This is a genomic window from Staphylococcus saprophyticus subsp. saprophyticus ATCC 15305 = NCTC 7292 (assembly GCF_000010125.1).
Taxonomy (GTDB): domain Bacteria; phylum Bacillota; class Bacilli; order Staphylococcales; family Staphylococcaceae; genus Staphylococcus; species Staphylococcus saprophyticus.
This window is the reverse complement of record NC_007350.1, coordinates 300,182-313,943: the sequence shown is the minus strand read 5'-3', so window position 1 is coordinate 313,943 and position 13,762 is coordinate 300,182. Positions and strand designations below refer to the sequence as shown.

The following is a 13,762-nucleotide window of genomic DNA, read 5'->3' as shown; positions in this document are numbered from 1 at the left end:
ACCCCATTTTTCATTACTTCTTGTGTTGTTTGGTATTAATAGTATGAAAAACTCTAACTTCTAGAATCTCTTTTATTTAATATAGCGATTTACTCTACTTCAAATAAACTTTCTTCTCCATTTGGCAAATCTTCAACATAATCTTTAGGGTCTATCGCATAATCGTTACCAACGCCACCTTCCATACGTTGAAAATGCAAGTGTGCGCCAGTCGTTTGTTCACCGGTATTACCTGACAGTGCAATCGTATCACCTGCTTTAACGTCATCTCCTACTTCCACTTTAAATTCATTAAGATGCATATACCACTGATGATATTCACCATTTGACTCGGCTATCTGAATTACTTTACCACCTAAATCATCATCGAATGTTCGCGTCACTTTGCCATCAGCAGCCGCTTTGATTGGCGTATCTTCAGGCAAATGATAATCGATGCCGTAGTGTTTACCATCAAATTCACTAAATTCATATTCCCCAAAATTTTCTGTTTCCCTACTGCCATCGAAAAATTTACTAAAAGAATCTTCACTTTCACCTTGGTCTGCGTCCTGATTTTGTGTAGTAAATGTTTCATTCATATTTTCTTTTATATCATTTATATTCAGTATTAACCACGTTAGTGGAACAATAATAATTATTAGTAAGACAATCCATTTCATTACATTTTTCACTATTCGATTCACCTTTTAATCATTTTAAGTATTGGCTTTTTAGTATACTTTTTATAGTGATAAATCTCTAATAATTCGCTTGAATTAGCGCTCATACTTTAGTTGTAGCAAAAAGGAGCAGCACTATGAAATCTTTATAGTAAAATCAGATTTCTGTACCACTCCCGCTTATAAATGCCTGCTTGTTAATGTGTATGCTTCTCATAACTTGCTAACATATTTTCCATTAATGTCCATGCACTCGCTACATCGACCGCTGTAGCAAAATAGGCATTTTTCTCTTTATTCATAATATCATTTAAATCTACTGACATCGTGCCATATGTCAATGGACTCTGGTGCTCTATATCGATATGTGTATGTTGCATTGTAAATAAATCAGGTTGCATCAAATAAAGTATCGTACAAGCATCATGTATTGGACCACCATCCATGTCAAAGTGCGTTTTATACGTAGATTTGAAAAATTCTAGAAGTTCTACAACAAAGTTTGCAATTGGATTCTTAATCTGTTTAAATCTATCGATAACATGATCTGTGGCTAATACTTGATGCGTCACATCTAAACCAAACACATTGATACACACACCACATTCAAAGACGCGCTTAGCCGCTTCTGCATCAACCCAAATATTAAATTCTGCAGTAGGAGTCCAGTTCCCGAAGGTGCCACCGCCCATAATTGTAATAGATTCAATATGTTGTGTGATATTTGGTTCCTTAATCAGCGCCGTAGCAATGTTGGTTAATGGACCCGTTGCAACAAGCGTGACTGGTTCCTTGCTTTGCTTCAATGTTTCGATAATAACATCGACTGCTTGTTTTTGCGTTGGTTTTAGTGCTGGGACTTCAGGCAGTTTCGGACCATCTAACCCACTATCGCCGTGTATTTGTGAAGCAAAGGATGCTGGCTTAATAAGTGGACGCGTAGCACCAACAGAGACACTAATATCATCTCTTCCCATCACTTCTAATACATTTAAAGCATTTTTGGTATTTTTTTCTACCGATTGATTCCCTGCTACCGTTGTCACAGCTAATATATCTAATGGACTGTTTTGTGCTCCTGCTAAAATTAATGCGATTGCATCATCATGACCCGGGTCACAATCCATAATTATTTTTTTACTCATTTTAATCACTCCAATATAAAAATTCACAACCTATGCGTATTCATGTTAAAAGCACGCATTACTCAACTGTATGCTTTTTGTATTGTCTATACATTAAAGCAAGTACAATCAACCATAAAGGTGCTAAAATAACCCCAATACGTGTTTCTGGGTTAACAAATAATACCCCGAAAATAAATACGAAAAATGCAATAATACAAATCGACATAATTTTTCCACCTGGCATTTTATATCTACTTTGTTTATGTAAGTCCGGACGTGCTTTGGTATACCTTACATAGGCAATCATAATAATTGTCCAAATAAAGATATTTAATACTGTAGAAACTGTACTGATATACACAAACACAGTCGTCGCATTTGGAATAAAATAATTCAATAATACTGCAAATAACAATAATGCACACGTTACAAGAATTGCGACAACAGGTACGCCTTTACGGTTTGTCGCTTGAAACTTCGGTGGCGCTTGTTTTCTATCTGATAATCCGAATAGTGTTCTACTATTAGCAAATATCCCACTATTACACGCTGACGCTGCAGCTGTTAACACAACAAAATTAATCATGCCTGCAGCAAATGGTATCCCCACTAATGCAAATACTTTCACAAAAGGACTGCCTTCTGGATCTAGTTCATTCCAAGGTATAATAGAAATGATGACTGCTAACGCACCAATGTAAAACAATAAAATCCTAAGTGGCACATTATTAATCGCCTGAGGAATTGTCTTATGAGGATTTTTTGTTTCTCCGGCTGTGATACCAATCATCTCAATGCCGACAAATGAAAAGATTGCCATTTGAAACGACATTAAGAAACCAGACATACCATTAGGGAACACCCCACCATGACGATAGATATTTGATACGCTAGCATGACCAAATGGCGTTTTATAAGCCATGATAATCATTACAATGCCCACAATAATCAATGCCACAATAGTTACTACTTTGATTATTGCAAACCAAAATTCTAATTCGCCAAATAATTTCGTACTTAATAAATTAAACGACATAAGTAACAATACACATGCCAGTGCTGTTAACCAATTTGGAATATCTAGATACCAAAAGGATACATATTTAGCTACTGCTGTCACTTCTGCCATCCCTGAAATAATCCATGTTAACCAATATGTCCATCCCGTTATAAATCCAGCTAACGGCCCTACATATTCATGCGTGATATCCGCAAAAGAATTAAATTCAGTGTTTGACAATAACATTTCTCCCATTGCCCTCATGAACATAAACAACACAAATCCAACAATAATATAGGTGAGTAAAATGGATGGTCCAGCTAAGTGAATAGATTGTCCAGCACCTAAAAACAATCCGGTTCCAATGGCTCCTCCAATCGCAATTAACTGTATATGCCGATTACTGAGTTCTCCTTTAATTTATCTGCCATTATTTCTACCCCTTATTCGAAATATTTGCACATTTTTATCATACTACTTTTTTCATGATAAGTATCAAAATACTTTTAACACAAATGAAATCATATTGCTTTACACTTATTATTTCCTATAAATATATTTACAAACATACTAGCTTTGCTAATTTTTAAATAAATGTTAAATTAAAAATATTAATTATTTTCAATTACAATGTTAAAGGGTGAATCGTATGCGTGCAATATTAATTGGTATTCTTGGTGCATTATTTTTTTCTGTAACATTTATCTTGAATCATGCAATGGCTAAAGATGAAGGCAATTGGCTATTTAGTGCTTCATTACGCTTTTTTATTTATGTTCCCCATACTTTTTATAATTATATACATTAAAAAGAACCTAACTAAAGTACATTATCATATTAAAACGCATTTTGTTCCATGGATGATTTGGAGTACCCTAGGATTTGTATTTTTTTATATGCCAATTACATTTGTCGCTAATTACAGTCCCGGCTGGCTTATCTCTGCAACATGGCAATTAACAATCATTTGTGGTCTACTCCTCGCGCCATTATTTTATGAATATGTGCAAATAAATCATCAACAAATAAAAGTAAGAGAGCGTATTTCTTGGCGCTCTGTAGGTACCTCTAGCATTATGGTCTTGGGTGTTGTACTTGTCCAAATACCTCAAGTTTCTCATATTGAAATACAAGTTTTTATCATGTCGGTACTTCCTTTAATTATAGGTGCCTTTTGCTATCCTTTAGGTAATCGTAAGATGATGATTCTTGTGGATAATCAATTAAATACACTTGAACGTATTTATGGTATGACGCTCGTCACACTACCTATATGGGTGGTTATATTTATATGTGGTGTATTGAAGTCCGGTCCGCCTTCTTCTAATCAACTTTTACAGACATTTATCGTAGCCGTATTCTCTGGGATAATAGCTACGACACTCTTTTTCTATGCAACCAATATGGTAAAACATAACCAAGCAAAACTTGGAGCAGTCGAATCGACACAAGCGACTGAAATCATTTTTACATTAATTGGTGAAATGCTCCTTTTGGACTTACCGCTTCCAAGCACAGTTAGTATGATAGGGATCATCATAATTACATTAGGTATTTTCATCTATAGTTTCATGAACAGCATAATTAAGGAAAACAATAACATGACACTGTAATTCAAATCACAAAATATTTTGGGACAAAGTTTTATAGTAAGGTTTTTAAACGTATTGCTTAATTTGTAATATATGCAGTTCAAATCATTCACATTGACATCTCGTTATGAAAGCAAGATAATTTGTTTGAATACATAATCGTTTTATAAATTAGAGGAGGTATGAGGTCAATGACTACAACACATGTTGACCCAAGAGTAACCAGAACTAAAAAGTTGTTGATGGACGCCTTTCGTGAAATTGCTAAAGAAAAAAAATTACAAACTATAACAATTAAAGACATTACGGAACGTGCAACGGTAAATCGCGCTACGTTTTATGCTCATTTTTATGATAAATATGACATTATGGATTATACGCTCTCAGAAACTGTATTAAAAAATTTAAATGATGCATTAGATGTTTCTTCAGAACTTAACGAAACGACATTATCTTCTAGCTTCATTACAATTACGAGTTATATTCAAGAAACACATAATGAATGTAAATTAAATAGCGAAGCCTATGGACAAGTTGTTGAAAAAAGAGTCAAAGAAGAGTTAGAGGATATCTTTTTAACATTGCTTGTCCAACAACATCCAAATGAAACAAGAGAATCTCTTGCGGCAAGTGCGAGATTTCTTTCATGGGGGTTATACGGTACAGCTAAGCATTGGTTTCATAGTAGTCAATTATCAGCAAATGATTACATTGAGGGTGCACTACCCTTTCTAATGAAACAGATTTTAAAATAAAAATCCACGTCAGGACTTATTAGGTCTCTGTCGTGGATTTCATGCTTGTACCTTTTATTAACTTTTATTCTTATTAATAAAGCTCAATACATCATCTGTCATAGCTACGGCACTATTACTTTCACCTTCAATACCACCTTGGTGTATACCAATCACTTCATTATTTTCGTTAAATACAGGAGAGCCAGAATTACCTCCGAATGTACTCGCATTATATTCAAATTCAGTAGTGTTCGTATTCAGTATTTGGCCCTTACTCTCCCACATTGTAGCCAAGGACTTATCTCCTGGATAACCCGTTACGGTAATCGGCATATCTTTTGTTACCGCTGAGGCATCTTTTAAAGTCGCCGGTTGAACTACATCTCCAACTGATTGCTCATCTTTATTTTTATTTAAATGTATAAGCGCTAAATCTTCATTTCCTGGGTACACTTCAATTTCTTTTTCAGAAAATGTACCATAAGGCATCGTATTTTCATTTTGGGCAGCTGGTGAAAAATTCATATTCCCTTCAGAAAGGTTGGCAACGTGTTTATTAGTTAACACTGTATTTTTATCAATCACAACACCCGTCGCAATATTATCTCCAATACTAATATAGCCAACAGATTGATAATGACCATTTGTTGTATTTTCTATTTGTGTTCTATCGTCATTAGGTAAGACGACTCTTGTCTTAATTTGATTGGTACCGACTTTAGCGTCTTCAGACTGAGCTGACTGATCAGTCGATTGATGTGTTTGCGTTGCTGCATATGTATTTCCATTTATCGAGATCACAGTACATAATAAAGCTATTATGAATATGAGACCACCTCGTAGTTTTCTTTTAAGCATAAACAACCTCCATCAAAATTTTTTCTATTTCAATTTAATGAATTTTCGGATAATAATCAAATAATTGTATTATCGTTTTAGAAATTTAGCTTTTAAAATAATAAATATCATTTAAATTCAACTGACTTTTTTAGTGAATAAACATGTTGTTTGCATTAGTTAACAAATCAGTATACAATGCATTTATACAACACGTGTTAGTTAGTTATCAGGTGTTGTAAATACAAGTTAAGGAGGGATAGACGTGACAACAATTCAAAAACACAATGGTTTCAAACGGACTTTTCAACAAGGCCATTTAACTTTGGGATTAATGCTGCCTTTTGATAATTCTGAAAACATCGCATTGTCGTTTGAAAATCAAGTTGATTTAGCACAGTATGCTGAAAATCTTGGATTTACAAGCCTTTTTGTGAGAGATAATCCACTTTATAGTCCACATTTAGGTAATGTAACGACAAACTACGATCCGTTTGTATTTTTATCTTATTTAAGCGCTAAAACATCGAAAATCGCTCTCGGAACATCTAGTATTGTTGCTACATTGCGTCATCCAATTCATACAGCTAAAGCTGCAACTTCTCTTGACTTGATATCAGACGAGCGATTTTTATTAGGTTTAGCAACAGGAGATCGTCCATTTGAGTTTCCAGCTTTCAAGATAAAAGAAACGCAATTATCAAAGCAATTCCAGGATGCGATCTATGCAATGAATGATTTGTGGCAATCACATTCGCCAAAAATATCAAATTCAATATTTGAATTATATGAAGATTCAGGTCTTCAAATATTGCCAAAACACAATCATATACCCATGTTTGCTACAGGATATTCGCGACAGGAACTCTCCTGGATTAAGAAAAATATGGATGGCCTTATGTTTTATCCACAACCATTTCAAAAACAAAAAGCTTTATTAAAAGAATGGCATAACAATGATGTATTCAAACCATTTATGCATCCATTAGTTATCGACTTATCTTTAAATCCTAATGAACTCGTTAAACCAATTAAAGGTGGCTACCGTTTAGGTAGAAATACTTTATTAAACATTTTAAAATCATATGAAAAAATCGGTACAAATCATATGATGTTGCATTTAACATCTAATGATAGACCATATAAATCACTATTAACTGAGGTCGGCGATTATATTATTCCACACTTCCCACCTCATTTATCACAGGAGGAAAAAAACAATGACATTACTAGACAGAATTAATGAACTTGCAAATAAAGAAAAAATAGAAACGTTAAGCATTGAAGAAAAAGAAGAACAACAAACTTTGAGACAAGAATATTTGAAAATGATACGTGGACAAGTAATCCATACATTTTCAACGTTAAAAGTAGTTGATCCTTTAGGTGAAGACGTGACACCAGACAAAGTTTACCAATTAAGAGAAGAAATGGGTACACTTGATATAGATTAATTTAAATGAATCATCTAGAGATACTTGATTGTTATGAGTAAGAGCCTGAGACATAATTAGATGCCTCAGGCTCTTTTTCGTTTAGGCAGTAGATGACTGAATTGAAAATGTAACGTCTCACTTGTTTAAAGAAACGATGTTTTCATTTTTATGGACACAAATCATTCTGATGTATCAGCTGAAACTTAGCTATGCCACATAAAAATGCTAGTGAGATTGATGTATGAACGTTAGCTCAGGCAAACCTTTATCCGAGTCATCCTTGCCTTGATTGCATAGATAGGCATACGAAATCTCTATTAGAAAATTTGATTTCTATCCCACTTCCTTATTTTATTGATTTAATATTTTTTGCATTGAACGATCAACACTACCTGCATACATTTCACCAAATTTAACTAGATGTACCATTAAAAGATACAATCTATAAAATTCTAAGCGCACATCTGCTCCCTCACTCAGTGGATAGTGCTTATGATAAGCGTCATAAAATGCTTGCGTAAATCCTCCAAACACTGAAGTAATGCCTATATCAAATTCTCTATCCCCATATAATGGTGCAGGATCGAATAGCGCTGGTGAACCATCTGTTAAAAACATGTAATTACCGCCCCATAAGTCGCCATGTAATAATGAAGGTTTGCTATTATGACTTTCTAATTCATTTACAATCACACGACGTACTGCCTGATATTGAGTGACATCTGCGTCTCCCCATAATCCTTGTTGCACCAATCTATCTTTGAGCTTATCTAAGCGTTTTTCTACAAACAAGGTAATCCAACTATTCGTCCAACTATTATCAAATGAAATATCGCCACCTTCATAAGGTAAATCAAAACCAAATTGATTATCTGCTTGTTGCTCGCTATGCATACGCGCCACAAGTTGTCCTAATGCTTCTTGGCTACCTGACACGCCTTCATCTAAATAAGTTAATAGTAAATAAGCGTCATCTTCAATTTCTCCACTATCAATGACTCTCGGTGCAGTAATACCGACTTTTTCAAATAAATTGAGCCCTGCAATTTCGGCATCAAAAAAAGTTGACTTTCTCTTACGTTGTACTAGTAGAAAATAATCTTCCTGATCCGTTTCAATACGAAATGCATCATTAACATCTCCACCACTTACAGGAACGATATTTTTAATATGACTTAAAGGCAATTGTGATTGCCACGCTTGATTCATGAATCATCCCTCCACTAATCTCTTAAAATTAAGTTATATATGGTTATTTCCTTTTTCTTATCTACTTAATCATACAAACCTACCCAATGATTTCTGTGAAACTTCTATTAATTATTTTTATTTGGTCTAGGCATATATTCCGTAAAATGCTAGTCTATTAAAGACATCATTTTCAATTCAGCTTTTTTACATATTGAACTTAAGATACATAAATATTTTTAATTAAATTTGATAAATGGAGCGATCACTATATGTATAAACTCATCAAACCAATGTTATTTCAATTCGATCCTGAAAAAGCGCATGGAATGACGATAGACGCGCTTAAATTTGTTCAAAACCATCCAAAATTATTACCTGTAATTAAAAAAATCTTTCATTACGAAAACGACTCATTAAACCAAAACCTCAAAGGCATTCACTTTGCGAATCCTATTGGTTTAGCAGCCGGCTTCGACAAATCTTGTGAAGTTCCTAAAGCTTTAGAAAATGCAGGATTTGGATCAATTGAACTTGGTGGTATAACGCCTAAACCACAACCAGGTAATCCAAAACCGCGTATGTATCGTTTAGTTGAAGATCAAGCACTCATTAACCGCATGGGATTTAACAATTTAGGTATGAATAAAGCTTTAAGTTATTTACGCAAGCATCGTTATCAAATTCCAGTCGGTTTAAATGTTGGTGTAAATAAATCCACACCTTATGAAGCGCGTTATGAAGACTACATCAAAGTGATTGATACGTTTAAAAACGACGTCACATTCTTTACTGTCAACATCAGCTCACCTAATACAGAAAATTTACAAAGCTTCCATGATAAAGATGAATTCTCGCAATTATGCGAAGCTATTCAGACATATAAATATAAAGAAAGCCTTAATGTTCCTATTTTCATAAAATTAACTTCTGATTTATCTTTAGATGGTCTTGGTGCAATGTTAACACCAATTACGCAAACTTTTGATGGCATTATACTAGCCAACACAACACAACAACGTGAAGCACTGCATTCAAATCATCGTGAAGAAACTGGCGGTTTAAGTGGCAAACCACTATTCGAGCGTAATCTTAAACTCATTTCTTATGCTTACAAACAAACAGATGGCCAATTTTTAATTATCGGAACTGGTGGTATTTTCAACGCAGAAGATGTCATAAAAATGATGCGCCAAGGTGCATCGCTAGTTCAAATTTATAGTGCTTTAGTATTTGAAGGTCCAGGACTAACTCAGAAATTGAATAAACAATTAGCACATTATCTTAAATCAAATGGCTACAACAATGTTAACGAAATTATCGGTTTAGATGTAAAATAACGCTATGCTAACAAGCGTCATCCTATTTATTTAAGCAATCACTTAATCATCAATATTAAATTATTACTTTATTTTTAATAGGGTATATGAATAAAAAGGAGGCGCTATCATGTATAAGAAAATATTATTAGCTTATGACTTTGATAATTCGTTCAATAACGTCCCTAAAGAATTGGAAAATTTAACCAATGGCGTTGAAAATGCTGAAGTTACAGTATTTAATGTTATTCCAGAAAGTGAACTTGAAACGTCGGTACGTTACGATAATAAGCATTTTGAAGATTTAGCAAACGAGAAGAACGAAGTGCTCTCACCTTTCATTCAACAATTAGAAGCACTCGATTTAACTGTCACGGTTAAATTTAGCGCAGGTTATATTAAACAAGCGATTTTGACTGAAGTGAAGGAAAATGCATATGACATTATCGTAATGAGTAATACGCGTGAAAAATCTGATATCAAGAATATACTTGGTAACGTTACACACAAAATTGCAAGTAATGTTGACATACCTGTATTAATTGTAAATTAGCAAATAAAAACTCAATTTCAGTTATAACTCGCCTCTATTCATTGGCAGGTATAACTGAAATTGAGTTTTATTATTAAATGCACTATTGTTGAAGATATCGTTCAATCACTTGTAAAACACCTGATTCATCGTTAGACGGTGCCCGATGTTTTGCAATCGCTGCTAATTCATCACTGCAATTTGCCATAGCATAACTATGTATGGTTAAACCGAGCATTTCTAAATCATTATTGGCATCACCAAACGCGAGTAATTCGTCTTGCTGTATGTCCCATTCTTTTAACAATTCTTTGATCGCAACGCCTTTATTCACACTAGGTAAGATTAAATCCACACTGTCATTTCCACTTGTCACTGCACGTATCTTCCCTTTATAACGTTGTTCTATTTCGTTAGTCACTTGCTTAACCAAGTCTTCATCTTTAATCCGTAAAGCTATTTTTACAAAGTGATCCTCTGTGATTTCATTAAATGAAGCTACTTTTTTGATATCATAGTAATAATTTCGTATAAAATTTAGGAATTCGTCGCTACTCTCATCACTTACATATGCTGAATGTATACCACTTAAAACAACATCACTGATATGATACGTTTGATGAATCATTTCTAAAACTTCAAATATGAGTTGTTGGTCAAAATAATGTGCTGTCAACAATGCATCATTTTGATAAGTTACCGCGCCATTTTCTGCTACAAAAGTGATATTATCTACCTTGTCAGGAAAAAATGAGCGTAACTGTGCATATTGATTACCACTAGCTACGATAAATTTTATATTTTGCTGTACAATTTTTTGATATAAACGATTAAAATATGCTTTGTCATAGGTATGGTCAGATTTAAGAAATGTACCATCTTTATCTACCGCAATTGCTTTTATCATACTGATACTCCCTTCAATACTGTATATAAATGTTTACGTTATAGTTTAAATTACATTGCGATAATATTAAATAAGTGTCCATCAATATCGCTAAATAGACCACCATAAAAGCCTTCATGTTTTGTACCACGTTGAAGTACTTTTCCACCTGCTGTTTCAACATGATTTAATAAGTCATCTACCTCTGCTGCCTCTTTTACAGAAACTGAAACCAATGCTTCATGTCTAACTATATCAGATTGTTGCGCCACTTTTTCAAATTGACCTTGCTCAATTAACATAATGATTTTATGATCTGCTGTTTCAATACCTCTCATTTTGTCTAAAACAGCTTCATTCTTTTTAATCGTAAACCCAATATTTTCAAAGAAAGTCGCACTCGCTTTTAAATCTTTTACTGGTAAATTAAGCCATGATGATTGTATATTCATAATAAATACCCCCTATTTCATTCAATCTCAAATTTAATATTAGCTTACCATTTGCACTTGAATAAAACTATAAATCACTGTTTTTAATATAAATAAAAATACATCCTTTAAGTTAAGACCATGTGCCTAACTTTCGGGATGTATAAATTATTTTTCATCAGAGCATTCTATTATAATGAGGCTAAATAAAAATACTTTTTGAAAATATTAATGCGCTGCTAAAAGTATGTGTTAATTAGCTTTATTATCACCTTTCTAAAAATTTCTAGGTAATCATCTACTGGTATTAAACACTGCTTAACAAAAGTTCACATAAAAGCGGTATTTTTGTGTATATTTACACATATTTTTATAAAATTTTCTGAATATTTAGATATATATGTGCTATGATATACATTATCATAAATTAGTTATTAAGTTTTACGATATATTATTCATTGGGAGAGGTTCATTATGAAAGGTTTTTTTAATAAGATTTTAAAAAGAGAAGATCCTTCCGTCTATCAAGTGAAGGATGCACATTTAAATAGAACATTACGTGTAAAAGATTTCCTTGCTTTAGGTGTTGGTACCATTGTTTCAACTTCTATTTTTACATTACCAGGTGTAGTCGCAGCACAGCATACTGGGCCAGCAGTTGCACTTTCGTTCTTATTAGCTGCAGTTGTAGCGGGTCTCGTATCTTTTGCTTATGCTGAAATGTCATCGGCAATGCCGTTTGCTGGTTCAGCATATTCTTGGATTAATGTCGTATTTGGGGAGGTATTCGGTTGGGTTGCCGGTTGGGCATTGTTAGCTGAATACTTTATAGCCGTCGCCTTTGTTGCCTCTGGTTTTTCGGCAAATTTACGTGGTCTCGTCTCACCATTAGGGATTGAATTACCCAAATCATTATCCAATACATTAGGGACAGATGGAGGCATCATTGATATCGTTGCCGCTGTGGTCATTTTACTTACTGCTTGTCTCTTGTCATATGGTGTTTCGGCAGCAGCACGTATTGAAAATATACTCGTTGTAATTAAAGTTTTAGCTGTTTTACTATTTATCGTAGTAGGTTTAACCGCTATTGATTTAAGCAATTATGTACCATTTATACCTGAACATAAAGTAACTGAAACAGGTTCCTTTGGTGGTTGGCAAGGTATTTATGCAGGTGTATCAATGATATTCTTAGCATATATTGGTTTTGATTCAATTGCAGCAAATTCGGCTGAAGCAATTAATCCACAAAAAACAATGCCTCGCGGTATCTTAGGGTCATTAGCAATAGCTGTCATTCTATTTGTCGCAGTATCACTTGTCCTTGTAGGTATGTTTACTTATTCAGCTTATGCTGATAATGCTGAACCTGTTGGTTGGGCCTTAAGACAAAGTGGTTTTGGTGTTGTGGCAGCTATTGTGCAAGCAATTTCTGTTATTGGTATGTTCACAGCCCTTATTGGAATGATGTTAGCTGGCTCACGTCTACTATATTCCTTTGGTCGTGATGGTTTATTACCTTCTTGGTTAGGAAAACTAAACAAGAAAAATTTACCTAATCGTTCATTAATTATTTTAACCGTGATTGCAGTTATCATTGGCTCTATGTTCCCATTCGCCTTCCTTGCGCAGTTAATTTCTGCAGGAACCTTGGTCGCATTTATGTTTGTTTCCATTGGTATTTTTGGGTTACGCCCAAGAGAAGGAAAAGATATTCCGATGCCAGCTTTTAAAATGCCATTCTACCCTGTTATGCCAATCATCACGTTTGTCAGTGTCGTTGTTGTATTCTGGGGCTTAGGTGCTGAAGCAAAATTATACACACTCATCTGGTTTATTATTGGGTTGCTCATTTACCTTCTATATGGTGTGAAGCATTCTAAAAAACGTCAATCTTAATAATACGAATAAAAAGGGCTAAAACATGCGTACATGTTTTAGCCCTTTTATTTATAAAACACTCGTTTTATCATTCAACCAAATATTTATACTGCTGTTTATTTATCAACACA

The 13,762-nt window shown here is 34.0% G+C and carries 14 protein-coding genes and 1 pseudogene; 8 read left to right on the top strand and 7 right to left on the bottom strand.

Features of this window, described 5'->3' with window-relative positions; genetic code table 11:
• Positions 1 to 89 precede the first annotated feature (89 nt).
• From SSP_RS01400 to SSP_RS01390, 3 genes and pseudogenes are all read right to left on the bottom strand, one after another.
• Positions 90 to 662, bottom strand: a complete 573-nt coding sequence (locus tag SSP_RS01400; protein ID WP_225310463.1) for a M23 family metallopeptidase — start codon at positions 660 to 662, stop codon at positions 90 to 92.
• Positions 663 to 859: 197 nt separating this feature from the next.
• Positions 860 to 1,807: a nucleoside hydrolase gene (locus SSP_RS01395; protein WP_011302271.1), complete on the bottom strand. Its 948-nt coding sequence runs from the start codon at positions 1,805 to 1,807 to the stop codon at positions 860 to 862.
• Between the two features lie 58 nt (positions 1,808 to 1,865).
• Positions 1,866 to 3,220 (bottom strand): annotated as a pseudogene (locus tag SSP_RS01390) (amino acid permease).
• Between the two features lie 218 nt (positions 3,221 to 3,438).
• Between SSP_RS01390 and SSP_RS13325 the strand changes: the two are divergent.
• The 3 genes from SSP_RS13325 (at position 3,439) to SSP_RS01380 (ending at position 5,136) form a co-directional block, all read left to right on the top strand.
• On the top strand, positions 3,439 to 3,597 hold the full coding sequence (locus tag SSP_RS13325; RefSeq protein WP_011302269.1) for a hypothetical protein: 159 nt from the start codon (positions 3,439 to 3,441) through the stop codon (positions 3,595 to 3,597).
• Positions 3,563 to 4,402, top strand: a complete 840-nt coding sequence (locus tag SSP_RS01385) for a DMT family transporter (RefSeq protein WP_305961154.1) — start codon at positions 3,563 to 3,565, stop codon at positions 4,400 to 4,402. The genes SSP_RS13325 and SSP_RS01385 overlap by 35 nt, the downstream gene beginning before the upstream one ends.
• 170 nt (positions 4,403 to 4,572) lie before the next feature.
• Positions 4,573 to 5,136, top strand: a complete 564-nt coding sequence (locus SSP_RS01380; protein WP_011302267.1) for a TetR/AcrR family transcriptional regulator — start codon at positions 4,573 to 4,575, stop codon at positions 5,134 to 5,136.
• Between the two features lie 57 nt (positions 5,137 to 5,193).
• Here the strand turns inward: SSP_RS01380 and SSP_RS01375 are convergent, their stop codons facing one another.
• On the bottom strand, positions 5,194 to 5,976 hold the full coding sequence (locus SSP_RS01375) for a trypsin-like serine peptidase (RefSeq protein ID WP_011302266.1): 783 nt from the start codon (positions 5,974 to 5,976) through the stop codon (positions 5,194 to 5,196).
• A 244-nt stretch (positions 5,977 to 6,220) separates the two neighbouring features.
• On the opposite strand from SSP_RS01375, the gene SSP_RS01370 reads away from it, so the two are divergent.
• Together SSP_RS01370 and SSP_RS01365 are read left to right on the top strand one after the other, a co-directional pair.
• Entirely contained in the window at positions 6,221 to 7,198 is a 978-nt protein-coding gene (locus SSP_RS01370; RefSeq protein ID WP_011302265.1) for an LLM class oxidoreductase, read from the top strand.
• A complete protein-coding gene (locus SSP_RS01365) occupies positions 7,176 to 7,409 on the top strand; it encodes a DUF896 domain-containing protein (RefSeq protein ID WP_002482236.1) in 234 nt (77 codons plus the stop codon). Before SSP_RS01370 ends, SSP_RS01365 begins: the two co-directional genes overlap by 23 nt.
• A gap of 333 nt (positions 7,410 to 7,742) precedes the next feature.
• On the opposite strand, the gene SSP_RS01360 is transcribed toward SSP_RS01365, so the two are convergent.
• Positions 7,743 to 8,600: a fructosamine kinase family protein gene (locus SSP_RS01360; protein WP_011302264.1), complete on the bottom strand. Its 858-nt coding sequence runs from the start codon at positions 8,598 to 8,600 to the stop codon at positions 7,743 to 7,745.
• Between the two features lie 251 nt (positions 8,601 to 8,851).
• Here SSP_RS01360 and SSP_RS01355 point away from each other — a divergent pair, with 251 nt between their 5' ends.
• Positions 8,852 to 9,919: a quinone-dependent dihydroorotate dehydrogenase gene (locus SSP_RS01355; RefSeq protein WP_011302263.1), complete on the top strand. Its 1,068-nt coding sequence runs from the start codon at positions 8,852 to 8,854 to the stop codon at positions 9,917 to 9,919.
• Between the two features lie 109 nt (positions 9,920 to 10,028).
• Positions 10,029 to 10,451, top strand: a complete 423-nt coding sequence (locus tag SSP_RS01350; RefSeq protein ID WP_011302262.1) for a universal stress protein — start codon at positions 10,029 to 10,031, stop codon at positions 10,449 to 10,451.
• Positions 10,452 to 10,533: 82 nt separating this feature from the next.
• Here the strand turns inward: SSP_RS01350 and SSP_RS01345 are convergent, their stop codons facing one another.
• Together SSP_RS01345 and SSP_RS01340 are read right to left on the bottom strand one after the other, a co-directional pair.
• Entirely contained in the window at positions 10,534 to 11,337 is an 804-nt protein-coding gene (locus tag SSP_RS01345) for a Cof-type HAD-IIB family hydrolase (protein WP_011302261.1), read from the bottom strand.
• Between the two features lie 50 nt (positions 11,338 to 11,387).
• A complete protein-coding gene (locus SSP_RS01340) occupies positions 11,388 to 11,768 on the bottom strand; it encodes a VOC family protein (protein ID WP_011302260.1) in 381 nt (126 codons plus the stop codon).
• 453 nt (positions 11,769 to 12,221) lie between these two features.
• Between SSP_RS01340 and SSP_RS01335 the strand changes: the two genes are divergently transcribed.
• A complete protein-coding gene (locus SSP_RS01335; RefSeq protein WP_002482230.1) occupies positions 12,222 to 13,649 on the top strand; it encodes an APC family permease in 1,428 nt (475 codons plus the stop codon).
• Positions 13,650 to 13,762: the final 113 nt, after the last annotated feature.